This window comes from Serratia marcescens subsp. marcescens ATCC 13880 (assembly GCF_017299535.1).
In the GTDB taxonomy this organism is placed as follows: domain Bacteria; phylum Pseudomonadota; class Gammaproteobacteria; order Enterobacterales; family Enterobacteriaceae; genus Serratia; species Serratia marcescens.
Genome location: NZ_CP071238.1, coordinates 3321119 through 3347256 on the forward strand (window position 1 = coordinate 3321119; position 26138 = coordinate 3347256).

Below are 26138 nucleotides of genomic sequence, written 5' to 3' on the forward strand. Positions count from 1 at the left end.
CCATGAGTCACCCTTTGCCCGTTGGCGGCGAGGATGACGTAAATCGATTGAGTTCAGTTATTTAGCGCAATACCCGACGCAAGCCTTACCCGCATGCCTTGTTAACCGCTCCACGCCCGGCGGCTGGAGCATCTTTACGGAAGCAGAGAGCGCATTATGACAACTGAAAGCAAATGCCCGTTTTCGGGCGGCAAGCAGCCCGCACCGCAGAACGGCCCCACCAATCAGGATTGGTGGCCTAATCAGCTCAGCCTGAAACCGCTGCATCAGCATTCCCCCCTGTCCGATCCGATGGATAAAGACTTCAACTACGCCGATGCCTTCAACAGCCTCGATCTGGCGGCGGTCAAACAGGATCTGCACGCCCTGATGACCGACTCGCAGGAATGGTGGCCGGCGGACTTCGGCCACTACGGCGGCCTGTTCATCCGCATGGCCTGGCACAGCGCCGGCACCTACCGCATCGGCGACGGCCGCGGCGGCGCGGGCGAAGGCCAGCAGCGCTTCGCCCCGCTCAACAGCTGGCCGGACAACGTCAGCCTCGACAAGGCGCGCCGCCTGCTGTGGCCAATCAAGCAGAAATACGGCCGCAACATCTCCTGGGCCGATCTGCTGATCCTGACCGGCAACGTGGCGCTGGAATCGATGGGCTTCAAAACCTTCGGCTACGCCGGCGGCCGCGCCGACACCTGGGAGCCGGACGACGTCTACTGGGGTTCTGAGAAGATCTGGCTGGAACTGAGCGGCGGGCCGAACAGCCGCTACTCGGGCGACGGCGATCTGGAAAACCCGCTGGCGGCGGTGCAGATGGGCCTGATCTATGTTAACCCGGAAGGCCCGGACGGCAATCCCGATCCGGTGGCCGCCGCGCGCGACATCCGTGAAACCTTCGCCCGCATGGCGATGAACGACGAAGAAACCGTGGCGCTGATCGCCGGCGGCCACACCTTCGGCAAGACCCACGGCGCCGGCCCGGCGTCTCACGTCGGCGCCGATCCGGAAGCGGCCGGGCTGGAAGCGCAGGGCCTCGGCTGGCACAGCACCTTCGGCACCGGCGTCGGCAAAGACGCCATCACCAGCGGCCTGGAAGTGACCTGGACTACCACCCCGACCCAGTGGAACCACGACTTCTTCCGCCACCTGTTCGAATACGAATGGGAGCTGAGCCAAAGCCCGGCCGGCGCGCACCAGTGGGTGGCGAAAGACATCGGCGAAACCATTCCCGACGCCTTCGACCCGAACAAGAAGCGCCGCCCGACCATGCTGACCACCGACCTGTCGCTGCGTTTCGATCCGGCCTACGAGAAGATTTCGCGCCGCTTCTATGAACACCCGGAGGAACTGGCCGACGCCTTCGCCCGCGCCTGGTTCAAGCTGACCCACCGCGACATGGGGCCGCGCGCGCGCTACCTTGGCCCGGAAGTGCCGCAGGAAGAGCTGATTTGGCAGGATCCGATCCCGGCCGTCGATCATCCGCTGATCGACGAGCAGGACATCGCCGCGCTGAAAAACGCCGTGCTGGCTTCCGGCCTGTCGGTGTCCGCGCTGGTCTCCACCGCCTGGGCTTCGGCTTCCAGCTTCCGCGGTTCAGACAAACGCGGCGGCGCCAACGGCGCGCGCATTCGCCTGGCGCCGCAAAAGGACTGGGCGGTCAACCAACCTGCGCAGCTCGCCGCGACGCTGGCCAAGCTGGAGAGCATTCAACGCGCCTTCAACGATGCGCAGACCGGCGGCAAGCGCGTCTCGCTGGCGGATCTGATCGTGCTGGCCGGCGCGGCGGGCGTGGAACAGGCGGCGAAGAACGCCGGTTTCGCCCTGACGGTGCCGTTCGCGCCGGGCCGCATGGACGCTTCGCAGGAACAGACCGACGTGGACTCCTTCGAGGCGATGGAGCCGCTCGCCGACGGTTTCCGCAACTTCCTGAAGGGCAAATACCGCGTGCCGGCCGAAACGCTGCTGGTCGACAAGGCGCAGTTGCTGACCCTGACCGCGCCGGAAATGACGGTGCTGGTCGGCGGGCTGCGCGTGCTCGGCGCCAACGTCGGCGGCACGCAGCACGGCGTGTTCACCCAGCGGCCGCAGGCGCTGACCAACGACTTCTTCGTCAACCTGCTCGACATGGGCACCACCTGGCACCCGGTCGGTGAAGACGGCCTGTTCGAAGGCCGCGATCGCCGCAGCGGCGCGGTCAAGTGGACCGGCACCCGCGTCGATCTGGTGTTCGGTTCGCACGCACAGCTGCGCGCGTTGGCCGAAGTCTACGGCAGCGCCGACGGGCAAGAGAAGTTCGCCCACGACTTCGTCGCCGCCTGGAACAAAGTGATGAACCTCGATCGTTTCGATCTGGCGTAACGTCCCCCCAACGGCCTGCTTCGGCGGGCCGTTTTTTCTCCCGAGATCAACACCGCCTCCGCTCCACGTCAGCCCTGTCAGGCGCTGCGATATTCTCTTTTCCCGCTTATTCGCATTTACTCAACAAGTCATATAAAAATTTGATGGGCGGCAATTCTTTTAATGCTGTATTTATATTTAGAGGGCAATGAAGAACGTAACTTCAGCGCGCTAATACGATATATCCCATCAAGGAGAACACCGTTATGGATTATCCTCGACTCACCTCAACACGCGGCGAGGCGGGCCTAATGACCATCGCCATTCCTTAGCGGCAATGGGTTTGGCCGGCAAAGGCGCCCCATCGTTTTACGCCATAAAAATAGATGATCTGCACCTGCGCGATATTCGTTCAGGCGTCTGACGTTCGCCCTTCGTTAATGTTTCACGGCGCACGTTGCGTTTTTAGCTTTTATTTTTCAGCCGACGGGAAAGCTCATAGGAAATGACGTTTCACTCAGGAAAATAACCGCTACCTGGAGGTCAACATGCAACATACTATCGGTATTTCTTCTCGTCGGCTGAGGATATCGGCCCTTGCGCTGCTGCTCCCTGCCGTATCATGGGCGGCCGATACGGCGTCTCTTGCCGTGGGGCCGCAATATGACACCACCCATGTCTACGTCGAACGCGGGAAGATGGACGCCTTTGTCGACAGCATCCTGAAAACCTTCGGCGGCACCAGTACTGAACGCGTGCTGGTCAACGTCACGCCCACCCCCAGCGAAACTTACTCCCAGCTGATACTGACGCCGGCCGGCAGCTTCTCGGTGTTCGATTTCAAAACGCCGATCCCGTACCCGTTCGGCGCCGAGCGCAACGGTTTTCTGGTCAGGGATATGGACGCCGCCATCCGGCAGGCCAGGGCCGCCGGCGCCGATGTGCTGGTCGAACCCTTCGACGATCCGATTGGGCGCGACGCAGTGATCCAGTGGCCCGGCGGCGTCAACATGCAGCTCTATTGGCACACCAAAGCGCCCAACTACAAACCGCTGCTGAGCCTGCCGGAAAACCGCCTGTACCTCTCCGCTTACCGCATCGATGACTTCCTGAAAAGCTATCAGACGTTCTCGCACGGCAACGTGGTGAGCGACGAACAGGTCAGCGATGCGGCGATCGGCCGCAACGATAACGGCAAAATCCGCCAGATCGAACTGGACTCGCGCTTTGGCAAAACGCGCATTTTCGTCACCGATGGGCATCTGCCTTATCCGTTCGGCCATGAGCGCACCGGCTATGGCGTCGAGGATCTGCAGGCCACGCTGGCCAAAGCGACGGCCACCGGCGCGCAGGTGCTGTGGCGTTCGACGGCGGCGGAACGCCGCGCCTCGGCGCTGGTGCGTTTCCCCGGCGGCTACATCGCCGAAATTCACCAGACGGCTAAATAAACCCAAGGCGCGCTGCGGCGCGCTTTTTTCTTCGGATATTCATGATGAAACGCACGCTACCCGCACTGTTGCTGTTTTCCACGCTCCCCGCGCTGGCGGCGGAGCCCGCCGCTTCCCCCTGGAAAAACATCCCGTTGGGCGATGCGGCCACCTTATCTTTCGACGGTTCACTGCGCGAGCGCTATGAATGGACGGATCAACGGGATCTGAATGGCGGACGCGACGACACTTTCATGCAGCGCTTGCTGGTTGGCGCGCGCCTCGACTACGGCGACTATTTCGGCGCCTATGTGCAAGTGGGATCGTCGCTGGCCACGCCGCGCGATCGCGGGCGCAAGCCGACCGACGAAGATCATGCCTACCTCGGCCAGGGCTATGTGGATATGAAACTGCCCACTGCCTACGGCCTCGGCACCCTGCGGGTCGGCCGCCAGGAGATTGCGCTGGGCTCGCTGCACCTGCTGGGCACCCGCGACGGCCCCAACGTGCGCCGTTCCTTCGATGCTATCCGCGCCAGCTGGGTCAAGGATAAAAACCGCCTCGATGCCTTTATCGGCCATCCTGTCACCCTTAAAACCGGCAGTTTCGACGACGATACCGACAACAGCCAAAAGGTGTGGGGGCTGTACGGCACCACGCCGCTGACGCCGCTGGCGTCCTCGCTCGATCTCTACACCTTTGGCTTTGAGGATAACGATGCCCACTACGCGCAGCTCAGCGGGCAAGAGCGGCGCTATACCGTCGGCGCGCGCATTTTCGGCGCGGCGCAGGGGTTCGACTGGGATAATGAAGCCGCCTGGCAGTTCGGCAGCGCAGAGCAGCGTGATATCCGCGCCTGGTCGGCGTCGGCGCACGCCGGCTATACGGTGAGCGACTGGCGCTGGCAGCCGCGCTTTGGCGGCAAGATTGGCATCGCCAGCGGCGATAAAAACGGTCACGATGGGCAGCTTAACACCTTTAACGCCATGTACCCCAAGCTGCCCTACCTGACCGAGAACGGGCTGGTGGCGCCGGCTAACCTGATCGCCATCCATCCTTCGGTCACGATTACGCCGTGGCAAACCCTGGCCATCGACTTCAGCTGGGACGCCTTATGGCGGCAACGCCGCGAGGACGCCTTCTACCTCGGGCCAATGCGCCCGGTGAAAGGCAGCGAACAAGGCTCGCGCTTTATCGGCAACCAGTACCAGGTCGAAACCACCTGGACGCCGAGAAGCGATCTTCAGTTCAAGGTGGCCTACGTCTACTTCGACGTCAGCAACAGCCTGCAGCAACATGCCGGGCTGAAAAACATGAACTTCGTGCTGGCGCAGGGCACCTACAGTTTTTAAGTATCAGGTAAGTTAATCGGTGTACGCGGGCGCCCTTAATAATCCCGTACTCAATTAATGACGACAGCCGGCGTGCGGCCGCCTCTATGCGTTACGGCAATGGCGGCTACTCGCCGCCATCCACAGATAAAAGCTAAATAAAAGCAAAAAGATAAATCAATCACGTAAACTCCGCGAGCCAATTACAGTGTAATATTAAATAAAGATTTAATTCCACCTGGTTATTTAAGCACGCCTTTTACGCATATCTTATGTAAAAGATTCATATAAGAATAACTCATTAATAAAATAATTGTGTTTATACTGCTTTAACTCAATCACAGTGCACAATTAATTCCTCACCGTGATTAATGATAAGGATATATTCCGCTTGAACGCAATATTCAAGCCGGACCAAGGAGGCAAGCCAATGATATCACATTAATTACCCCTGATTTTCAAACCTGTGTACGAGCATATAGAGCGTTAGGTGCAATATTGTCAACGTCCAAAGGAGTTTGATATGTCATTAGCGACCGATAAGATTTCCGGTTATTTAACCAGTTATGAAAGAGGCGATCACGCGGGGAGCAGTAAACCGTCATATACCACGCAAGAAGTTTCAGATCTGCTGCTGAGGAGCCATTATTCCGCCAATGGCAAAGGCGTGACCGACCATGCGGCTACCTTGACCTACTCTTTCCCCGTCTATACCGGCAGCGACAAGACGGGCGCCGCGCAGCTTACCGCCGCCCAGCAAGCCCAAACCAAGCTTTCATTGCAATCCTGGTCGGATGTGGCCAACATCACGTTCACCGAGGTTAAAGGCAACGACGCGAAAAATGCAGATATAAAGTTTGGTTTTTATAAGGCGGCCAGCGGGGGCAATTACACCTCGTATGAAAGTACGCAGAGCAATCTCAAAAGCACCATTTGGATCAGCGGCAATAACGGCTACGACGCCTCCAATCCGCAAACCAATAACTACGCCAGGGATACGCTGACTCATGAAATAGGGCATGCGTTGGGGCTTTCTCATCCCGGCAATTATGATGCGTCAAATGCCACCTACCCCACCTACGCCAACTCGGCGAAGTATTATGAAGACGACCATCAATATTCTTTGATGAGCTATTTTAACGAACAATACACCAGCGCTGACTATAAAGGCGTTTGGCCATCAGGGCCGCAGCTGGATGATATTACCGCCATACAGAAGCTTTACGGCGAGAATACCACCACGCGCACCGGCGATACCACCTATGGTTTCAACTCGAATACGGACAGAGACTTTCTGAGCGTTAAGACGTCCACGGACAAAATCGTGGCGGCTATCTGGGATGCCGGCGGCAATGACACGCTGGATTTTTCAGGCTACAGCCAGGATCAGCGCATCAACATTAACGAAGGCGCATTCTCTGATGTGGGCGGCTTGAAGGCAAATATCGCCATCGCCTACGGCGCGCAGATTGAAAATATCATCGGCGGCAGCGGCGCAGACATTTTAGTGGGCAACGCGCTGAACAATACGCTAAAAGGCGGTGCAGGCAACGACATCATTTACGGTGCCGGCGGCGCCGATCAGCTCTGGGGCAATGCAGGCGCGGACACCTTCGTCTTCCGCGAAGCCGGCGACAGCCAAGCCGCCGCGCCGGATTGGATCCGCGATTTCCAGACGGCGGTGGATAAAATCGATCTGTCGTGGCTCAACCAGACGGCTAAGGCCGACGGGAGCGAGCTGCACTTCGTGGATAGTTTAAGCGGCTCGTTGTATGAAGCGGCGCTGAATTATGACGCGCAGCAGAATGTCACCGATCTGGCCATCAATCTCTCCGGCAATCAATTACCTGATTTCCTTGTCAAAATCGTTGGGCATGTCGACGCTTCCGCCGATATTCTCGTCTAGCAGGGGTAAACCCGCAGCCCGGCGTGAACGCCGGGCTGTTCATCTCTTCTCAGGCCTCACCCCGGCGTCTTTTTACATTGCCACAGCAATAAATCGCGCCGACGAGGTCACACCGCTTCCAGCTCCGCCGCCAGCGTGGCGACCAGCTCCGCCGCCGGCATCGGCCGCGCCAGGCCCACGCCCTGCCCGGCCCACAGCGACATAAACTCCCCGCGCCCGGCCTTGGCCGCCGCCTGGCGGATATCGCCGGTGAGCGCGTTCTGCACCGGATAAGGCAGGATCTGCGCCTCTTCCGCGCGCATCTGCCGCATGAAGTCATTGACGATGCCGCGCGCCGGGCGGCCGCTGAAGGCGCGCGTCAGGCGCGTGCTGTCATCGCCGGCATTGCGCAGCGCCGCTCGCCAGGCTTCGGCGATGCCCGACTCCGGGCTGCACAGAAACGCGGTGCCCAGCTGCGCCGCCTGCGCGCCCAGCAATTGCGCCGCCGCGATGCCGCGCCCGTTCATGATGCCGCCCGCGGCGATCGCCGGGATCTTCACCGCCGCCACCACCTGCGGTAACAGGGCCATCAACCCGACGCAGGACTGTTCGATATCGCCGAGGAAGGTCGGGCGGTGGCCGCCCGCCTCCGCGCCCGAGACGCAGACGAAGTCGGCGCCCGCCTCTTCCCAGGCGCGGGCTTCCGCCACCGTGGTGGCGGTGCCGATCACCCGCGAGCCGGCCTTCTTGAACTGTGTGACCGTGGCGCGCGGCAGCACGCCGAAGGTGAAGCTGACCACCGGCGGCGCAGCCTCCAGCAGGGCCGCGATCTGGTCGCGGTTGTTTTCGGCGAATTGGGTGGGGATCGGCGGCTCGCTCAGCCCCAGCGCTTCGCGGAACGGCCGCAGCAGGTGCTGGGCGCGCTTGAGCTCGGCGAGATCCGGGTGCTGCTCATCGAGCAGAAACAGATTGATGTTGAACGGCGCGGCGGTCTGCGCGCGGATCTGCTGCACGCGCTCGAGGATCACCGCCGGGGAAAACAGCGCCGCCGCGCATGATCCCAGCGCCCCGGCGTTGCTCACCGCCACCGCCAACGCCGGCGGCGACGCGCCGTTCATCGGCCCCTGAACGATCGGATAGCGCAGCCCAAGTTCGCGGGCAAAAGCAGAAGGTGCCGTCATCAATATGTCTCCCTGTGCTGACTACATTCGTCTTACGGCGGCCGCGCCGCCGAACCGACCAAAAGCATAGCACCTTCTCACCGCCTGGCCGTGCAGTTAATGCTTCACCTGACGCCGGTCGAGCGACAGGAAGTGATGCACCACCGGTTTCTCAGGGCCGATATGGAAGCGCAGCGCCTCCTGCTGCAGATCGGCGTCGGCGTGCGACACCCGTTGGTGCTGCCGCAGATGCTCCGCCCAGGATTCCACCAGGAACCACTCCATGATGCATTCCGGATCGCCGGTGTGCTCGGTGATGCCCCAGGCGTAAGCGCCATCGCGGCGACGCGCCCGCTCCAGCATCAGCAGCGTACGCAAGAACTGCGGCCGATCCTGCTCGCGAATGCGGTACTCCACCTGAATCATCACCGGGCCGCGATCGTTCTCGACCGGCGTGTTGACCAACGGCTCCGGCCAATGGTTCGACGGCTGCAGATCGGCCTCGCCGGTCGGCAGGCGCAGGCGGTGGAACAGCAGCCCCGCCGCCAACAGGCCGACGCCGCCGACCAGCAGCGTGGCGGCCACGCCCAGCTCCTGCGCCACCAGCCCCCACAGCAGGCTGCCCGCCGCCATCGCGCCGTTGAACACCATCAGGTAAATGGCCAGGCCGCGGCCTCGCACCCAGTTGGGCAGCACGCCCTGCGCCGCGCCGTTGAGCGTGGTCAGCGCGATAATCCAGCCGGCGCCCAGCACCAGCAGCAGCACCACCGCCAGCCACTGCGGCGGCGCCAGCGACAGGGCCGCCATTACCGCCGCCGTCAGCACCGCCGCCAACAACACCAACCCGTCGGCATTCAGCCGCTGGCGCAGGCGCGGCAGCGCAATCGCCCCGAGGATCGCCCCGGCGCCCACCGCCCCCAGCAGAACGCCGTAGAAACCGGCGCTGCCGCCCAGCATGCGGCGCGCCACCAGCGGCAGCAGCGCCCAGACCGAGCTGGAGAAGGCGAAGAACACCGCCGCCCGCAGCAGCACCACGTGCAGCTCGCGGCTGGAACGGGCATAGCGCAGCCCGGCGCGGAAGGCGCCGAAAAAGTGCTCCGACAGGCCGCTGTCCTCGGCCTTCGGCCGCTTCCACCACAGCAGCGCCGCGATCACCAGCACATAGCTCATCACGTCCGCGCCGTAGGCCGCGCCGGCGCCGAAGCTGGCCAGCAGCAGACCGCCGGCCGCCGGGCCGATGGAACGGGCGATGTTGATGCCCAGCGAGTTCAGCGCCACGGCGTTTTTCAGCTCGGCGCGCGGCACCAGCTCCGGCACGATCGCCTGCCAGGTCGGCCCCATCAGCGCCGCGCCGATGCCGCCGACGAACGTCAGCGCCAGCAAATATTCCACCGTCAGCGAACCGGTCTGCGACAGCACCAGCAGGCTGCCGCTCACGCAGGCCAGCAGAATTTGCACGAAGATCAGAAAGCGCCGCCGATCGAGAATGTCCGACAGCACCCCGGCCGGGATCGCCAGCAGGAACACCGGCAGCGTGGCGGCGGTTTGCATCAGCGCCACCGCCGAAGGGTTGCTCGACAGGTCGGTGATCAGCCACGAGCTGGCGACGTCGCGCATAAAACTGCCGACGTTGCCGAGCACCGTGGCGCCCCACAGCACCGCAAATAATGGAATTTTCAGCGGCGCGAAGCCGCCCGCCGTCGCCTTGTTTTCCGTCTGTTCAGCCATCCGTTCGCTCCTTCAAATCGTTAAATGCCACCAGCAACAGCGCGCCGGCCAGCCCGAGGTGTTCAAAAAATCCGTTCATCATCTGGCCGCGCTCCGCCCCGTCGAACTGCCAGAACGGATTGGCCATCAGCGTCGCCATCAGGGTAAAACCGGCCAGCGCCAACGCGCCGAGCCAGCGATAAAAGCCGCTCAGGATCAGCGCCGACGCGGCCAGTTCGAGCAGCGTCACCAGCACGGCGAACAGTGCCGCCGGCTGCAGGCCGAAGTGGGTCATTTCGGCAATCGCGCCCTCAACGTTCAACGCCTTGACCAGCCCGCCCTGAATATAGGCGGCGCAAATGGCGAGCAGCAGCAGCCAGCGCACCGCGGGCGCATGCAGCCGCTGTGCGCAGCGGGCGGCGATAGCAGTCAGGTTCATCGTGCCCCCTTAAAACGGCGAATTTTGGATGAAGGCCAGCAGATCGGCGTTGAAGCGATCGGGATCGACCTGCGCCAAACCGTGAGAACCGCCAGCGTAAACATTCAGCTCCGCCTGTTGCATAAGCTTAGCGGCTTTCAGCGCCGAGGCGCCGATCGGCACGATCTGATCGGCGTCGCCGTGCACCAGCAGCGTCGGCTTGTCGATCGCCAGCAGGTCGGCGGTGTAATCCACTTCGGAGAACGCGCGCACACACTCGTACTGCCCTTTCACGCCGCCCTGCATGCCCATCAGCCAGAAGTGGTCGATCAGCCCCGCATTGCTCTCCACCTCGTCGCAGTGGAGGCCATAGAATGGCACCGCCAAATCTTTGAAGAACTGCGAGCGGTTGCCCGCCACGCCGCTGCGAATACCGTCGAAGGCCGCCATCGGCGTACCCTCAGGGTTGACCGGCGTTTGCAGCATCAGCGGCGGTACGGCGCCGACCAGTACCACCTTCGCCACCCGATCGCTGCCGTGACGGCCGATGTAGCGCGCCACTTCGCCGCCGCCGGTGGAATGGCCGACCAGGATCAGATCGCGCAGATCCAGCGTTTCGATCAGCAGGGCCAGATCGTCAGCGTATTGATTGATGTCGTTGCCGTGCCAGGTTTGATCGGAACGGCCGTGGCCGCGGCGATCGTGGGCGATCACGCGGAATCCGCTCTGGCCGAAAAACAGCAGCTGGTTGTCCCAGGCGTCGGCGGACAGCGGCCAACCGTGGGAGAACAGGATCGGCTGGCCGCGGCCCCAATCCTTATAGAAAATGCGTGCGCCATCGGGCGCGGTAAGGGTGCTCATGACGTGTTCCCCGCTCGGTATCGAATTGGATTTTGTACGGGTTAACAGTACGGCAGGCGTAAAGGCAGTGATAACGGAATAATTTTCGCATGATCGCGAGTTTTTTTGCTGAAGAAGCCGGCGTCGCCGCCGGCGCAAAACGTCAGATGTTTTCCAGATCGATACCGCGCGTTTTTGGGCCGAACAGCCCGATCACCAGCATCACGATCAGCATGCTGGCGACGATAAACGCGATCACCCCCAGCGAACCGCCGTACTGCAAGATAATGCCGATGATGATGCTGCTGAATACCGTCGACAGGCGGCTGAAGGAGTAGCAGAAACCGACGGCGCGGGCGCGGATATGGGTCGGGAAGATCTCGGATTGATACGAGTGGTAGCTGTAGGTCAGCCAGGCGTTGGACCAGGTGATGAAGAAACCGCACAGGATCAGCCACAGTGGGTTGTTCTGCAGTGCGAACAGCGAGCCGAAGATCACCGTCACCAGGCAGGACAACACGATCTGCCACTTGTTCTCCATCTTGTCGGCGTAGAAGCTGCACAGCAGCGAGCCAAGCGGGTAGGCCAGCGTGATGAAGAAAGCGTACAGCAGGCTGTGGGTGACCGAAGCGCCCTTGCCCGACAGCAGCGCCGGCAACCAGTTGCCGAAGCCGAAGAAGCCGATGGCCTGAAAGAAATTCATCACTACCAGCATCAGCGTGCGATCGCGATATTGCGGCGCCCAGATGTCGCGAAAGCGGCCGCGCAGCGGCGCTCCCTCGGCATCGTCAACCGGGCGCGACGGGAAGTCCGCGGCCGCCACGCCGCAGCGCCGTTCCATGTCCCGCATCACCTGCCGGGCCTGCGCATAGCGCCGCTGTTGCACCAGCCAGCGCGGCGACTCCGGCAGCCCCTTGCGCACCAGCCAGATCACCAGCGAAGCCAGCGCGCCGGCGATCACCACATAGCGCCAGCCGCTCAGGCCCCAAATCGTCTGCGGCACCAGCCACCAGGACATCAGCGCCACCGCCGGCACCGACAGAAACTGCACGAAGAACGCGAAGGCGAAAGCCCGGGTACGCAGATGCGCGGGCACCCACTCCGTCAGGTAGGTATCGATGGTCACCAACTCGATGCCGAGCCCGACGCCCACCAGAAAACGCAGAAAGATCACCCATTCCGCCTGCTGTTGAAACGCCAACAGCAGCGAGAAGGCGCCATACCAGATCAGAGCGAACATAAAGGTGGCGCGCCGGCCGAAGCGATCGGCGTACGGGCTCAGCAGGCTGGCGCCGACGAACAGGCCGAGAAAGGTGGCGGAGGCGAAGGCCGCCTGATCCGACACGCCGAAGACGCCCTGCGCGCCGGTGTGGAAAATGCCGTCGGCGATAAGGCCGGTGCTGATATAGCCGGTCTGGAACAGATCGTAGAGTTCGAAAAAGCCGCCCAGCGACAGCAGAATGATAAAGCGCCACAGGCCGGCCGACGCGGGCAAGGCGTCGATTCTGGCCGCCAAATCCCGCGCATGGATCGGCGACGCCGCTACAGAGTCACTCACCGTTAACCTCGCATTAACATTTTTGATGACTTTCTATGCTAGCGAAGCGGCGTCGGAGTTAAATTTTTAATTAGCAGACTATGAAAAAAAGTTAAGCATAAAACGCTGCAGCAGCCTGTTTTATAGCAGGAAAATGCAGCGCGGGATGCCGCAGGTTAACGGCTGTGGTGCTGCTGCAGCCGTTCGCTGCGGTAGACGCTCAACAGGCACCAGCCGAGGGCGATCAGCGCCAGCGGCGCGGCGACGAAGCCGATGTTGCCCATGCCCAGATGCAGACTCACCTGGTTGCCCAGCAGCGCGCCGCTGCCGATGCCGAAGTTGTACAGGCCGGAGAAAATCGCCATCGCCACGTCGGTAGCGTCCGGCGCCAGGCTCAGCACTTTGGCCTGCATCGACAGGCCGATCGCCATGATCGCCATCCCCCAGAAGATGCACAGCACCGTCAGGTGGCTTTCGCTGCCGGCCGCCGGTAACAGCAGCAGCAGGCTCAAGGCCAGCAGCGTGATGGCGCCGATGAAGAAGCCGGAAGGAAACCGCTCGCTGTAGCGGCTGAACAGCAGGCTGCCGACGATGCCGGCGGCGCCGAACAGCAGCAGCATCAGCGTGGTGAAGTTCTCCGACAGCCCGGCCACGGTCTGGATAAACGGCTCGATGTAGCTGTAGGCGGTGAAGTGCGCCGTCACCACAATGATGGTCAGCATGTACAGCGCCACCAGCGCCGGGCGTTTGAACAGCAGCGGCACGCTGGCCAGCGAACCGGAGTGCTCGCTTTTCAGCACCGGCAGCAGGCGCCACAGCAGCACCAGCGCCAGCGTGGCGCACACTGCGATGCCGATAAAGGTCATGCGCCAGCCGAGCAGTTGCCCGACCACCCGCCCGAGCGGCAACCCGAGCACCATCGCCAGCGCGGTGCCGCCCGCCAGCAGGCTCAGCGCCTGGGCTTTCTTGCCCGGCGGCGCCACGCGGATCGCCAGCGAGGCGGTGATCGACCAGAACACCGAGTGCGCCAGCGCCACGCCGGCGCGCGAGATAACCAGCGTGGTGAAGTTCCAGGCCACGGCGGTCAGCACGTGGCTGGCGATAAACAGCATGAACACGCCGATCAACAGTTTGCGGCGCTCAATTTTGCTGGTCAGCAGCATGCACGCCAGCGAGGCGGCGGCGACGATCCAGGCGTAAATGGTGATGATCAGGCCGACCTGTTCGGTTTGCATCGAGAAGCTGGCGGCGATATCGCTCAGCAGACCGACCGGAATAAACTCGGTGGTGTTGAAAATAAAGGCCGAGACGGCGAGGATGACCACGCGCAACCAGGCGGTTGAGCGCGAAACGGGAGCGTGTTCCATGGTAAACAAAATCCGGACAGGTGCGGGCAAGTCGCGATATTTTAACCAACCGGCCCGCTAAATGCGATACGCGTCACACTTTAATTGTGTGGTTTTTTTCGCCGCATTTCGACACATTCGCAGACACACGGTTGCACAAATGCTGTGCTAATCTATTGAAGCGTACCAATTTTTCCTGCCGTTTCTCCCCCGGCCGTCCACGCGCCGCGCCGAAGAAGCGCGCAGTGTCCCTTTGGCGTTTCCTGAGGCGAGGTCATTATGATGTCCGCGATTTATGATTGGTCCGTACTTGCCCTGCGCAATGTTTACGATCGCCGCATCCAGGGCCAGCCGGTGCTCGACAGCGCAGCCCTCTTCCCCGACGCCGAACGCTTCACCGCCCAATGGCGGCAGATCCGCGAAGAGGCGCTGACGGTCGCCCACGATCTGCACAATATCCCGCGCTTTCACGAGATCATGAGCCAGCAGGCGTCCATCTCCGCCAACGACGCGCGCGACTGGCGCATGTTCATCATGAAGGCCTATGGCCAGCCCATCCCCCGCAACCTGGCGCGCTGTCCGACGCTGGCGGCGCTGATCGCCTCCTCGCCGGACGTGCTGTCCGCGTCGCTCTCCTTCCTGGCGCCCGGCAAACAGGTGCCGCCCCATCGCGGTCCGTTCCGCGGCATTCTGCGCGGCTATCTGGTGCTGGACATGCCCAAACGCGCCGACGGCGCGCCGGCGGCGGTGCTGAAGGTGGACGGCCGCGAATACCGGCTGCGCGAGGGGGAGTTCATGCTCTGGGACGATACCTTCGAGCACGAGGTATGGAACGACAGCCCGCAGGTGCGCACCGTGCTGCTGCTGGACATTCGCCGCCGCGACATGCCCGGCGGGCTGCGGCTGCTCTCCAGCGCCATCATCGCGCTGGTGCGGCTGAACGTGCGCTGGATGCAGCGCCAGTTCTGACTGCGGCGCTCAGGCGATTAACCGTCCTGAGGGATCGGCCATTGCTGCGCCAGCCACTGTTCGGCGGTGGTGGTGGCTATGCCCTGGCGCGCATTGAAGGTTTTCGCCTTATCCCACGCCACGCCGTCGGGCCGGGCGAAAGCCAGCCGGTATTTGGCGCCGACGTCACGCGGATGGTTCCGCACATCTTCCCGCAGCCGCTCTTTGTCCAACAGGATCCTGTTGACCTCCACGCCCCAGCGCGCCTGCATGACATCGGCAAGCTCGCGGTAGGTCAGCGTGTCGCCGGCGATATAGACCACCTGGTTGCGAAACGCGGGCCGATGGAAAAAAATCGCGGCCGTCAGCCGGCCAATGTCCTCGGGGGTGGTCAGCGTCACCGCGTAGCGCCAGTCGCCCAGCGCGCGCACCGTTTTGGTTGCCGCGTCCACCACGCCAAAGCCGGGGTCAAACAGGTAGCTGGTGAAAATGCCCGTGGAAACAATCACCCACTCCGTCGCACGCTGCGCACGCAGCAGGTGACGCACCTCGAGCTGTTCATCCCACACCTGTTGCCCGCTGCCTTTGCCGACAACATCGTAGTCCACGCCGAACTGCCACGGGAAGTAGCGCGCCACGCCCGCTTGCAAGACGGCCTGGGTGATCTTTATCTGCGTGCCCGCCCCGCCGACAAAGCCGCTGCAGTTGATCACCGCGTCGAAGGAACGGAATAGCGCACTCAGCGCCTCCACGCCGTTTTGCTGCAGATCGCCTTCCACCACGGCGATGCCGAGCCGCGCCAGCGCATCCCGCCGCGCCCGGAGCGGGCCGCTGACGGCGCGGGCGGCCTCCGGCCGGAGCAGCACGCTGATTTTTAAAGATGGGTATAACCGAGCCTGCCGGCTCATCGCACGCAATACCGGCAGCCCCAGTTCACCGGCGCCGAGTATGAGCACGGTATTGATGGATGGATTTGTGGATTTCATTCTTGCCTCCTGTCTTGACACTGCGTCATCCTGACAGCTGACAAAAACGGGTTCAATTAGGTACACGCGTGATACCGGAGAGGAATATGACGAGCGATCGGGAAGCGCTGCTGCAATTTTCGCAGGCGTTCTGTGAAGCATTGAGCAACGACGATGAAGGGCTGAAGCGCGAGATCCTCGCGCATGCGGGCAACCGTTGGTCGCTGGGGGTATTGCATATCCTGGGCACCCACGGGCCGCTGCGCCACGGCGAAATAAGCCGCCAATTAGCGGGCGTGACGCAGAGAATGCTGACGCGGACACTGCGCCATCTCGAGCGGGATGGGTTGATATCGCGCTGCGATTATCAGGAAAAACTGCCCCGCGTGGTTTACACCATCACCGACGCGGGGGAAGAGATGCTGCTCAACATGCTGCCGCTCTGGTCGTGGATTATCGCCTCCGCCGACGCCTTCAGAGCGGCCCGCTCGCACTACGATGATCAAGAGCGAAGCGCCATCGAGGGATAAACGCGGGCATCCTTGCCCGTGAGGCGGCGTTCAGCCGCCGCCCAGATAGGCCTTTCTCACCTCCGGATCGTTCAACAGCTCCTGGCCGCTGCCGGTGAGGCGGATCTGGCCGTTGACCATCACATAGCCGCGATCGGACAGTTTCAACGCGTGGTTGGCGTTCTGCTCCACCAGAAACAGCGTCATGCCGCTACGGGTCAGCTCGCGCAGCACCCCGAAGATCTGCCGCACCACGATCGGCGCCAGCCCCAGGCTCGGCTCGTCCAACAGCAGCAGCTTCGGCCGGCTCATCAGCGCGCGGGCGATCGCCAGCATCTGCTGCTCGCCGCCGGACATGGTCATCGCCCGCTGGTTGCGCCGCTCCTTGAGGCGCGGAAACAGCTCGAACATGCGCGGCAAATCCTCCTCCAGGTAGCGATTGCCGACGGTGATGGTGCCCATCAACAGGTTCTCCTCCACGCTCATGTCCGGAAAGATGCGCCGCCCCTCCGGCGCCTGCGCGATGCCGCTGCTGGCAACAAAGTGCGTGGAGCGGCGGCTTATGTCCTCGCCGCCAAACAGGATCTGCCCGCCGGCGATGCGCGGCTGGCCGAAGATCGACATCAACAGCGTGGACTTGCCCGCGCCGTTGGCGCCGATCAGCGCCACCGTCTCCCCGGCGTTCACCTGCAGCGACACCTGGCGCAGCGCCTGGATCGGCCCGTAAAACACATCCACTTCGCGAAATTCCAACATCGCTTCGCTCATCCCGCCAGCTCCTCTTCGTCCGCGCCCAGGTAGGCGGCGATCACCGCCTCGTTGTGCTGGATCTCTTGCGGCGTGCCGCGGGCGATCACATCGCCGTGATCGAGCACGATCACCCGATCGGAGATCTCCATTACCATGCCCATGTCATGCTCGATCAGCAGCACCGTGATGCCGTGATGCTGGCGCAGGAAGCGGATGATGCGGCTCAGCGCGGCCGTCTCCACCGGGTTCAGCCCGGCGGCCGGTTCGTCGAGGCAGATCATCTCCGGCGCGGTGCACATGGCGCGCGCGATCTCCAGCCGCCGCTGCTGGCCGTAGGACATCTCCCCCGCCAGCCGGTTGGCGCAGTCCGCCAGATCCACCACCTCCAACCAATAGAAGGCGTGATCGAGCGCGGCGCTTTCCGCCCGGCGGTAGCCCGGCGTATTCAGCACCCCGGCGATCAGGTTGCGGTTGCTCTGCATGTGCTGCGCCACCAGCAGGTTCTCCACCACCGACATTTCGCGGAACAGGCGGATATTCTGGAAGGTGCGCGCCAGCCCGGCGCGGTTGACCAGGTGGGTGCCGCCGAACATCTTGTAATAGAGGCGCGAACCGAGCCGCTTCGGGCGTATCCAGTCGCCGGCGCGGAACTTCTGCCCCAGCACCTGGATCACGTCGGTCGGCCGCTTGTGGGTATTGAGCAGGATCGCGCCGCCGCTGGCGCGGTAAAAGCCGGTCAGGCAATTGAACACCGTGGTCTTGCCGGCGCCGTTGGGGCCGATCAGGGCGGTGATGGAACCGCGCTCCACCTCCAGATTGACGTCGTTCAGCGCCTTGATGCCGCCAAAGCGCATCATCAGGTGTTCCACCCGCAAAATGGCGTCGCTCATGGCGCCACCCCCTTGCGTTCGGCGAAGCTGGATCGGCTGATGCGCACCAGCCCGCGCGGCCGCCAGATCATCATCGCCACCATCAGCACGCCAAACAGCAGCACCCGGTATTCGGCGAAGCTGCGCAGCAGCTCCGGCGCCACCGTCAGCACGAAGGCCGCCAGCACCACGCCGAGGGTGGAGCCCATGCCGCCCAGCACCACGATCGCCAGGATCAGGGCCGACTCGAAGAAGGTGAACGAAGTCGGGTTGACGAACCCCTGGTAAGTGGCGAAAAACACCCCCGCCAGTCCGGCGGTGGAGGCGCCGAGCATAAACGCCGACAGCTTCACCAGCACGTGATTCAGCCCCAAAGAACGGCAGGCGATCTCGTCCTCGCGCAGCGCCTCCCAGGCGCGGCCGATCGGCATGCGCGTCAGCCGGTGCTTGATGTACAGCACCAGCAGCACCACCAAAAACAGCATCGCGTAGATGAAGATGAACTTGAGGTTGGGATTGTAATCGATGCCGAGAAACTCGTGGATCGGCACTCCGCCGTCCTTGGCGCGCCGGCCGAACTCCAGGCCGAACACCGTCGGCGCCGGCACCGAAATGCCGTTCGGCCCGCCGGTGAGCGACATCCAGTTGTTCAGCACCAGCCGGATGATCTCGCCGAACCCGAGCGTGACGATGGCGAGATAGTCGCCGTGCATACGCAGCACCGGAAAGCCCAGCAGCGCGCCGGCCAGCGCCGCCATCAGCGCCCCGAGCGGCAGCATCGCCCAAAAACCGAGCCCGAGATACTGGTAGCCCAACGCCAGCCCGTAGGCGCCGATGGCGTAAAACGCCACGTACCCCAGATCCAGCAGCCCCGCCAACCCGACCACGATATTCAGCCCCAGCCCGAGCAGCACATAGATCAGGCCGAGGATCGCCACCGTCAGCAGGTATTTGGTGGCGACGAACGGGAACAGCAGCGCGATCGCCGCCATCAGCGGCAGGAACCAGCGCAGATTGGATTTATAGCCCAGCGGACGCACGTACACGCCGTCGTTGCCGCCGTCGAAGCGCGCCAGCACCTTGCGGCCCGGCGCGGTTTGCAGGAACAGGCTCAGCAACAGCCGCCCGGCCATCACCGCAACGATGATCCACACCAGCCGGCGCGGCTCGACGTTGAAGCTGTAGCCGTTCAGCACGATGCCGACAATCGGCCCGAACACGATCAGGGCGATCAGCCCGGCCAAAACGGCATCCAGCAGGCTGCGTTTAACGTCCAGCCCGCCGTTGATTACGGATTGCGACATGGCGTTCTCCTTAAACCTTGGCGATCAGCGGCCGGCCGAGCAGGCCCTGCGGGCGGAAGATCAGGATCGCCACCAGCAACCCGAAGGAGAACACGTCCTTGTAATCCGAATTCACCATGCCGGCGAACTGCGCCTCCGCCACGCCGAGCAGCAGCCCGCCGAGCATCGCGCCCGGCAGCGAACCGATGCCGCCCAGCACCGCGGCGGTGAAGGCCTTGATGCCGATGATAAAGCCGACGTAAAAATCGAAGGTGCCGTAGTTCATGGTGATCAGCACCCCGGCCAGCCCGGCCATGGCGGCGCCGATCACGAACACCAGCGAGATCACCCGATCGGTATTGATGCCGAGAATCGAGGCCATTTTGCGATCCTGCTGGGTGGCGCGGCAGATGCGTCCCAGCCGGGTGCGCTGAATGACGTAGGTGAGGATCGCCATGCCGAGCAGCGACGCCACCAGAATGAACACCTTGGTGTAGGTGATCTGGACCACGCCGCCGTCGAACTCCAGGCGGAACACGCCGCTCAGCAGCGTCGGGATGCCCTGCTGACGCGGCCCCTGGCTGATCTGCGCGTAGTTTTGCAGGATTAACGACATGCCGATGGCGGAGATCAGCGGCGCCAGGCGGGTGGAGTTGCGCAGCGGCCTGTAGGCGATGCGCTCGATCACCCAGCCGTACACCCCGGTGATGACGATGGTGAACACCAGCGTGCCGAGGATCAGCAGCGGGAACGAGTGCAGCCCGAAGAACGACAGCAGCGCCAGACCGATGGCGCACAGGTAGGCGGAGATCATGTACACCTCGCCGTGGGCGAAGTTGATCATGCCGATGATGCCGTAAACCATGGTGTAGCCGATGGCGATCAGGCCATACACCGCACCGAGGGTCAGGCCGTTGATCAGCTGTTGCAGAAAGAATACATCCATAATGAGCAGTCTCGCCTGGTAAGGCCGCCAACGCAGTCCGACGCGGCCAAAGGTAGTCGCGGAACGGGCGCGCCAGGGCGACGGCCCGTCTGTCATAGGGTTACAACTTCACGGTTCGGCCGTTTACAGTTGGTGATATTTGCCCTTGTCATCCCATTGATAGACCACGTAGTCGGAGACCTTCAGATCGCCCTTCTGATCCCAGGCTTTTTTACCCATCACGGTGTCCACGTCGTGCGACTTCAGCCATTCGGCGGCCTTGGCGCTGTCTTTGCCGCCGGTGGCGTTAAAGGCGGCGGCGATCGCCTGGATCGAAGCGTAGGAGTAAAGGGTGTAGCCTTCCGGCTCAAAGCCGCTGGCGCGGAACTTGGCGATCACCGCCTTGCCTTCCGCGATCTGGCGCGGATCGTTGCCGAAGGTCATCAGCACGCCGTTGGTGTACTGCGGCCCGCCGGCGGCGGTCACCAGCTCTTCGGTCACCACGCAGTCGCCGGAGAAGAACTTGGCGGTCACGCCCTGCTCGCGCATCTGGCGCACCAGCGGCCCGGCTTCCGGATGGCAGCCGCCGAAGTAGACCACGTCAGGTTTGACCGAGGCGATCTTGGTCACCAGCGCGTTGAAGTCTTTCTCGCCGCGCGACAGCCCCTCATACAGCACCTCTTTAACCCCGCGCTTGTTCATCGCCGCCTTCGCTGCGTCCGCCAGCCCCTGGCCGTAGGTGTCTTTATCGTGGATCACCGCGATGCGTTTGGCCTTCAGGGTATCCAGCATGTAGTTGGTGGCGATGACCCCCTGCTGATCGTCGCGCCCGCACATGCGGAACATGGTCTTCATGCCGCGCTCGGTGATCTGCGGGTTGGTGGAGCCGGGGGTAATGGCGATGATGCCGGCCTCGTCATACACCTCGGAGGCGGGCATGGTGGATGAGGAACAGAAGTGGCCGACCACCGCCGAGACCTTGTCCTGATCCACCAGCCGGTTGGCGACCGCGACCGCCTGTTTCGGTTCGCAGGCGTCATCCCCCTGCACCAGTTTGATTTTTTCCCCTTTGATGCCGCCGGCGGCGTTGATGTCCGCCGCAGCCTGCGAAGCCCCGCGCCAATACTGATCGCCATAGGTGGCATTCGGCCCGGAGAACGGCCCGGCAACGCCGATGACGATATCGGCCTGCGCGGAAAACGCCGTACCTAAACAACCGATGAGCAAAGCAGCGAGCGGACTTTTTATCAATTTCGATGACATTGTTATCTTCCTCAGCACTGTTGTAGCGAAACGCCCTAGGGCGCGGATCAGTCACTTTATGTGTAGACGGGGAAAATATTTTTCTTGAGAGCGCAGTCGCATTCCCCAAAAATGGGTAAGCAAAAATCCAGCCATTGTGACGACGAATACATATTGTTTGCTTATTCATCCTACATATCAGTTGCGGCGCGGCGTGTGGCGGGGATAACAGGGGCTGGGCCGTACGGCCAAGATGGGAAGGTGCAGGATAGCGAGAGTGACCCTGCACCATCGCCGTGCAAAGGCTTGTGCAAGCGGCGTCAAAACGATTTGGGATGCAAAAATCAACGCATAGCGATGGAAAATGCCGAAAAACAGCGCAAGGTGCTCATTCCCTCAGCAAACGCGCTTTTTTTGCAGTTTAGCGCTTTGACAAACCCCAGGCGCCCCGCTATTATTCGCCCCGTTCACACGATTCCTCTGTAGTTCAGTCGGTAGAACGGCGGACTGTTAATCCGTATGTCACTGGTTCGAGTCCAGTCAGAGGAGCCATATTTAGAGAAGCCCGCTTAAGGAAACTTAAGCGGGCTTTTTGCTTTAACGCTAAATGCATCGACAGGCAGCGTTACTCTGTGGCTATCGGCGCGTCATTCTCATCAATTTTTACCTTGCCCTGAATATCCGCAATCTTCTGCGCCAGATCCGTCACCTGCGCTTTGCTGTGCAGCAAGGTATAGGTCAGATCAAACTGCGCACTGGCGCCAGGCTGCAACTGCTTAACGCGTTTTTGTTCGCGCTCGACAGTGACCGGGTAGGCATAGCTGGTGCCCGGCTCAATCCCCGTTACATACCCCTGTTTTAACGTATCGGTATTCTTCCACAGCGTCAGGACGGGCAACTGGCGGGTATCGAACTGAATCGCCACCCCTTTGTCGCCCGCGTTATTGACCAGCGCCGCCAGTGCCTGATGATTCGGATCCGATAATGGCTTAATGTTAAAGACCATTTCATCGAACCCTTTGGTTGGACCGGCATAGGTTGCCCAGGTCTTCAGCCCGGCTTTGGCATAGTCGTTAAACGGGCTGATGCTGGCCATCGGCGCCAGGAAGCGGGCGCCATTTTCCAGAATCGGCGCGCCGAAATTGCTGTGATAAATAATCTGGTAATCATGGGGATAATCCGCCCGGTTGGTTAACACATCATGCAGGCGGAAACTGTTGCTGCCGGGCACATAGCGCAATTCGGTCAGGGTTTGCAGATCGGCTTTTTTGAATGTGCTCTCTTTGATCAGGCCGCGAACACGAATTTCATACGGCGCCGTATCCGCGACCTCAACCTCAACCCGCGAGGCCGGCGTATTGCCCGCTTTGCCGTGCAACGTGTAAATTTGCCCTCCTTCGGTCACTGGATGACCGGTCCACTCATAGCCACAACGCACCATCATCTCATTGAAACCTTCCAGCCAGCCGAGCCCATTGCGGCTTTCCAGGTTGATAAAGGCGGGGTTGACCACCTCTTTGACCGGGGAATCCCATCCCATTTTCGCGCCAAATCCTTCTGCCCGCAGGAGGTTCATGCCGCGGGTGGGGCTCAGCGTGATGGTCAGGCCATCCTCGCTGCGGATAATCACGACTTTGCTGCCTTCTTGCTTACCGCCGTGCAACACCTTCTGCTCAATGCTGAACGTTTTATCCTTCACCTTCAGCGCTTCGCTCGAAATCTTCCAGTTTCCTTTCTCCACGCCATCTTCAGCGCTGGTCAGCACCCAACTCTGCGCCGCCGCCTGCCCTGAAATCAGGGCCGAAAACACCGCCATCACCCATGTCTTTTTCATTTCCCTTCCCCTTTAGCTGAATCGATTTTTTATAAACAAGGAAAATCTACTGTTAAGCAGGTTAAAGAAATGTGATGAGCTTCACCGGGTGAGTATTTGAAGAAATAGCGCGATAAAAATACGAATTTCATCCCAGTTTTAATGAAAGACGTTGAGTTTTTGCACGAAAAATGAGCTACCTATCAACATAATTTGTATCGTTTCAGCTAAAAGACAAGGAGACGGCTCCGGGCAAGCAAGACATCGTGAAGGGAGTGCGGGTGGCTTGTTTAACGCTATCCGGCCCAAACGAAAGCGCTCAGACAGCCTGCCCGTCTTGCGCCTCTTTGCTTTTACGGCCGCCTGCTTGTGTCAAAGGAGCCCTGGTGCACAAAGCCCGCTCCGGGGAATCTGAGCGAGCTTTGTGCCTTTCTGCCGTTAGCGCTTACAGCACAAACTCGTAGTGAGAGCCGTCCGGCAGTTCAATGTCCAGGCGCAGTTTGCCGCCGGCCGCCTCAACATAGCGTTTAAGCGAAGACAGTTTCAGATCGCGGCCCGGTTTTTCCATCACGGCAACGGTCGGCTGCCTAATCCCCAGCGCCTGCGCCATTTCAACCTGCGTTTTCTGTACTTTTTCACGCAGCTCGGCAAGGTGAATGTTCAGCATGATGTCCGCCGCCAGCGCCTGCGCTTTGGCCACGACCTCGGGCTTTTCATCCGCAATAAGCTGTTCCAACGTTCTGCCCATCGCGTCACTCCTTCTCGTTTAATGTGTTCAGCCAGTTCGTGAATTCCCGATCGGCAACCTGGATCATCCCATCGTAAAAACGCTTTCATTACCGGCTTTATTGCCCGCGCAAAGCACAATGCCAATACGGTACGGATCGAAAGCGAAGAATGCCCGCAACGGTTCGCCTCGGCACTGAATGCGCAACTCTTTCATATTGCTGTAACGTGAGCCTTTAACCGTATCGGCATAGGGTCTGGGCAGCCCCGGCCCCTTTTCCCGCAGGACCATCAATGCGGCAAGTACGCCGGCCCGATCGGCATCGCTAAGTGATCTGAACCAATGATCAAATGCATCCGTTGTTTTAATTTCCCACACGGGACCGCCCTAAAATATAGATCAGCAACTATATAGATGTAAAGCTATAGCAGAGAGGCGCAGGGATAACATGCAAAGGCATACGTGGATACTGCAAGGCTGAACGTACATCCACGCATTTTGCAAACGCAGTGCGAGGCATTCAGCTTTTTAGGCGCGGTGTCGAACAATCGTTCAGAGGCACGGAACGTTTCCCCGCCGCCCCTTTATGAACCCTGTCACAAAAAGCGCATAACGTTTTCGACGTTCTACGCAGCGGGCGGTGAGCGGCAAACTTGTTAACGCCACGTTACATCGGGTTAGGCAACATTGTTAACGCCGATTGATGCGCCAAACGCATCGCGCCATGCGTTTATTGCGCTTATTTACTTTATTTTCCTGAGCGAGTCTTCAGCAACAGGCGCGGCGTCAGGCGCCAATAACAAACTGGAGATAAAGATGCATTCCTCTACCTCACCCATGACTCCCCGGGCCAGAGCCGGCGCGATATTGCGCGTCACCTCCGGCAACTTTTTAGAGCAGTTCGATTTTTTCCTGTTCGGCTTTTACGCCACCTACATCGCACACACCTTTTTTCCGGCCAGCAGCGAGTTCGCCTCACTGATGATGACCTTTGCGGTGTTCGGCGCGGGCTTTTTGATGCGCCCGATCGGCGCCATCGTGCTGGGCGCTTACATCGATAAAGTCGGCCGCCGCAAAGGGCTGATCGTGACCCTGTCGATCATGGCCGCAGGCACCTTCCTGATCGTGCTGATCCCCTCTTACCACAGCATCGGGCTTTGGGCGCCGCTGCTGGTGCTGTGCGGGCGCCTGTTGCAAGGCTTCTCGGCGGGCGCGGAGCTGGGCGGCGTATCCGTCTATCTGGCCGAAATCGCCACGCCGGGCCGTAAAGGCTTCTACACCAGTTGGCAGTCCGGCAGCCAGCAGGTGGCGATTATGGTGGCGGCGGCCATGGGCTTCGCGCTCAATGCGGCGCTGGAAGAAAGCGCCATTCGCGAATGGGGCTGGCGCCTGCCTTTCCTGTTCGGCTGCCTGATCGTTCCCTTCATCTTCCTCCTGCGCCGCAAGCTGGAAGAAACGCAGGAATTTACCGCTCGCCGCCACCACCTGGCGATGCGCGACGTGTTTAAAACCCTGCTGAAAAACTGGCCGGTGGTGATCGCCGGCATGTTGATGGTCGCCATGACCACCACCGCGTTTTACCTGATCACCGTCTATGCGCCGACCTTCGGCAAAAAGGTGCTGCTGCTCAGCGCTTCCGACAGCTTGCTGGTCACCCTGCTGGTGGCGATCTCCAACTTCATCTGGCTGCCCATCGGCGGCGCGCTGTCGGACCGTTTCGGCCGCAAACCGGTGCTGGTCGCCATGACGCTGCTGACGTTGGCCACCGCTTACCCGGCGCTGAGCCTGCTCGCCGCCGCCCCCAGCTTCGGCATGATGCTGGCCGTGCTGCTGTGGCTGTCCTTCATTTACGGCCTCTATAACGGCGCCATGATCCCGGCCCTGACGGAGATCATGCCAACGGAAGTGCGAGTGGCCGGGTTCTCGCTGGCCTACAGCCTGGCGACGGCGGTGTTCGGCGGCTTTACGCCGGTGATCTCCACCGCCCTGATCGAATACACCGGCGATAAGGCTTCACCGGGCTATTGGATGAGCTTCGCCGCGCTGTGCGCCCTGCTGGCGACGCTGTATCTGTATCGCCGCATCGCCATGCCGCTGCAAACCGCACGCTAACCCGCAATCGCAA

General features: G+C 61.4%; 21 protein-coding genes, 1 tRNA gene and 1 pseudogene. 8 read left to right on the forward strand and 15 right to left on the reverse strand.

Annotation, left to right across the window (positions count from 1 at the left end; translation table 11 throughout):
- The first annotated feature begins 156 nt into the window (after positions 1-156).
- The 4 genes from katG (at position 157) to J0F90_RS15920 (ending at position 6995) form a co-directional block, all read left to right on the forward strand.
- Positions 157-2352 (forward strand): catalase/peroxidase HPI, encoded by a 2196-nt coding sequence (gene katG, locus J0F90_RS15905; RefSeq protein ID WP_033639886.1) that lies wholly within the window; start codon positions 157-159, stop codon positions 2350-2352.
- 629 nt (positions 2353-2981) lie between these two features.
- A complete protein-coding gene (locus J0F90_RS15910) occupies positions 2982-3779 on the forward strand; it encodes a VOC family protein (protein ID WP_162835078.1) in 798 nt (265 codons plus the stop codon).
- Positions 3780-3820: 41 nt separating this feature from the next.
- Entirely contained in the window at positions 3821-5110 is a 1290-nt protein-coding gene (locus J0F90_RS15915) for an alginate export family protein (RefSeq protein WP_033639884.1), read from the forward strand.
- Positions 5111-5612: 502 nt separating this feature from the next.
- The gene (locus J0F90_RS15920) at positions 5613-6995 is read left to right on the forward strand and encodes a serralysin family metalloprotease (protein ID WP_033639883.1); all 1383 of its coding nucleotides are present in this window, start codon (positions 5613-5615) and stop codon (positions 6993-6995) included.
- 107 nt (positions 6996-7102) lie between these two features.
- On the opposite strand, the gene J0F90_RS15925 is transcribed toward J0F90_RS15920, so the two are convergent.
- The 6 genes from J0F90_RS15925 to J0F90_RS15950 form a co-directional block, all read right to left on the reverse strand.
- The gene (locus J0F90_RS15925) at positions 7103-8155 is read right to left on the reverse strand and encodes an NAD(P)H-dependent flavin oxidoreductase (RefSeq protein WP_033639882.1); all 1053 of its coding nucleotides are present in this window, start codon (positions 8153-8155) and stop codon (positions 7103-7105) included.
- A 96-nt stretch (positions 8156-8251) separates the two neighbouring features.
- Entirely contained in the window at positions 8252-9862 is a 1611-nt protein-coding gene (locus J0F90_RS15930) for an MFS transporter (RefSeq protein WP_033639881.1), read from the reverse strand.
- Positions 9855-10280, reverse strand: coding sequence for a DoxX family protein (locus tag J0F90_RS15935; protein ID WP_033639880.1), 426 nt, complete (start codon positions 10278-10280; stop codon positions 9855-9857). Before J0F90_RS15935 ends, J0F90_RS15930 begins: the two co-directional genes overlap by 8 nt.
- A gap of 9 nt (positions 10281-10289) precedes the next feature.
- Positions 10290-11120 carry an alpha/beta fold hydrolase gene (locus J0F90_RS15940; RefSeq protein WP_016927049.1) on the reverse strand — a complete coding sequence of 277 codons (831 nt, stop codon included), beginning with the start codon at positions 11118-11120 and terminating at the stop codon, positions 10290-10292.
- Between the two features lie 142 nt (positions 11121-11262).
- Positions 11263-12657: an MFS transporter gene (locus tag J0F90_RS15945; protein WP_028128351.1), complete on the reverse strand. Its 1395-nt coding sequence runs from the start codon at positions 12655-12657 to the stop codon at positions 11263-11265.
- A gap of 155 nt (positions 12658-12812) precedes the next feature.
- A complete protein-coding gene (locus J0F90_RS15950) occupies positions 12813-14003 on the reverse strand; it encodes a sugar transporter (protein WP_033632605.1) in 1191 nt (396 codons plus the stop codon).
- 261 nt (positions 14004-14264) lie between these two features.
- Between J0F90_RS15950 and J0F90_RS15955 the strand changes: the two genes are divergently transcribed.
- Positions 14265-14951, forward strand: a complete 687-nt coding sequence (locus tag J0F90_RS15955) for an aspartyl/asparaginyl beta-hydroxylase domain-containing protein (protein WP_033641388.1) — start codon at positions 14265-14267, stop codon at positions 14949-14951.
- Between the two features lie 17 nt (positions 14952-14968).
- On the opposite strand, the gene J0F90_RS15960 is transcribed toward J0F90_RS15955, so the two are convergent.
- The gene (locus J0F90_RS15960) at positions 14969-15916 is read right to left on the reverse strand and encodes an aromatic alcohol reductase (protein WP_033639879.1); all 948 of its coding nucleotides are present in this window, start codon (positions 15914-15916) and stop codon (positions 14969-14971) included.
- Between the two features lie 86 nt (positions 15917-16002).
- Here J0F90_RS15960 and J0F90_RS15965 point away from each other — a divergent pair, with 86 nt between their 5' ends.
- Positions 16003-16425 carry a winged helix-turn-helix transcriptional regulator gene (locus J0F90_RS15965; RefSeq protein ID WP_033639878.1) on the forward strand — a complete coding sequence of 141 codons (423 nt, stop codon included), beginning with the start codon at positions 16003-16005 and terminating at the stop codon, positions 16423-16425.
- Between the two features lie 30 nt (positions 16426-16455).
- On the opposite strand, the gene J0F90_RS15970 is transcribed toward J0F90_RS15965, so the two are convergent.
- The 5 genes from J0F90_RS15970 to J0F90_RS15990 form a co-directional block, all read right to left on the reverse strand.
- On the reverse strand, positions 16456-17172 hold the full coding sequence (locus J0F90_RS15970; protein WP_004928599.1) for an ABC transporter ATP-binding protein: 717 nt from the start codon (positions 17170-17172) through the stop codon (positions 16456-16458).
- Positions 17169-18044, reverse strand: coding sequence for an ABC transporter ATP-binding protein (locus tag J0F90_RS15975; protein ID WP_016927043.1), 876 nt, complete (start codon positions 18042-18044; stop codon positions 17169-17171). Before J0F90_RS15975 ends, J0F90_RS15970 begins: the two co-directional genes overlap by 4 nt.
- Positions 18041-19327 (reverse strand): high-affinity branched-chain amino acid ABC transporter permease LivM, encoded by a 1287-nt coding sequence (livM, locus tag J0F90_RS15980; RefSeq protein WP_033639877.1) that lies wholly within the window; start codon positions 19325-19327, stop codon positions 18041-18043. The genes J0F90_RS15975 and livM overlap by 4 nt, the downstream gene beginning before the upstream one ends.
- A gap of 10 nt (positions 19328-19337) precedes the next feature.
- Entirely contained in the window at positions 19338-20252 is a 915-nt protein-coding gene (locus J0F90_RS15985; RefSeq protein ID WP_033639876.1) for an ABC transporter permease subunit, read from the reverse strand.
- A gap of 123 nt (positions 20253-20375) precedes the next feature.
- Positions 20376-21494 (reverse strand): branched-chain amino acid ABC transporter substrate-binding protein, encoded by a 1119-nt coding sequence (locus J0F90_RS15990; protein ID WP_016927040.1) that lies wholly within the window; start codon positions 21492-21494, stop codon positions 20376-20378.
- A gap of 455 nt (positions 21495-21949) precedes the next feature.
- Between J0F90_RS15990 and J0F90_RS15995 the strand changes: the two genes are divergently transcribed.
- Positions 21950-22025, forward strand: a tRNA-Asn gene (locus J0F90_RS15995).
- Positions 22026-22098: 73 nt separating this feature from the next.
- Here the strand turns inward: J0F90_RS15995 and J0F90_RS16000 are convergent.
- From J0F90_RS16000 to J0F90_RS16010, 3 genes and pseudogenes are all read right to left on the reverse strand, one after another.
- On the reverse strand, positions 22099-23307 hold the full coding sequence (locus tag J0F90_RS16000) for an aldose 1-epimerase family protein (protein ID WP_033639875.1): 1209 nt from the start codon (positions 23305-23307) through the stop codon (positions 22099-22101).
- A 424-nt stretch (positions 23308-23731) separates the two neighbouring features.
- Entirely contained in the window at positions 23732-24034 is a 303-nt protein-coding gene (locus tag J0F90_RS16005) for a helix-turn-helix domain-containing protein (protein WP_016927038.1), read from the reverse strand.
- Positions 24035-24038: 4 nt separating this feature from the next.
- Positions 24039-24391: pseudogene (locus J0F90_RS16010) on the reverse strand (type II toxin-antitoxin system RelE/ParE family toxin).
- Positions 24392-24829: 438 nt separating this feature from the next.
- Between J0F90_RS16010 and tcuC the strand changes: the two are divergent.
- Positions 24830-26125 (forward strand): MFS transporter, encoded by a 1296-nt coding sequence (tcuC, locus tag J0F90_RS16015; RefSeq protein ID WP_033639874.1) that lies wholly within the window; start codon positions 24830-24832, stop codon positions 26123-26125.
- The last annotated feature ends 13 nt before the right edge of the window (positions 26126-26138 follow it).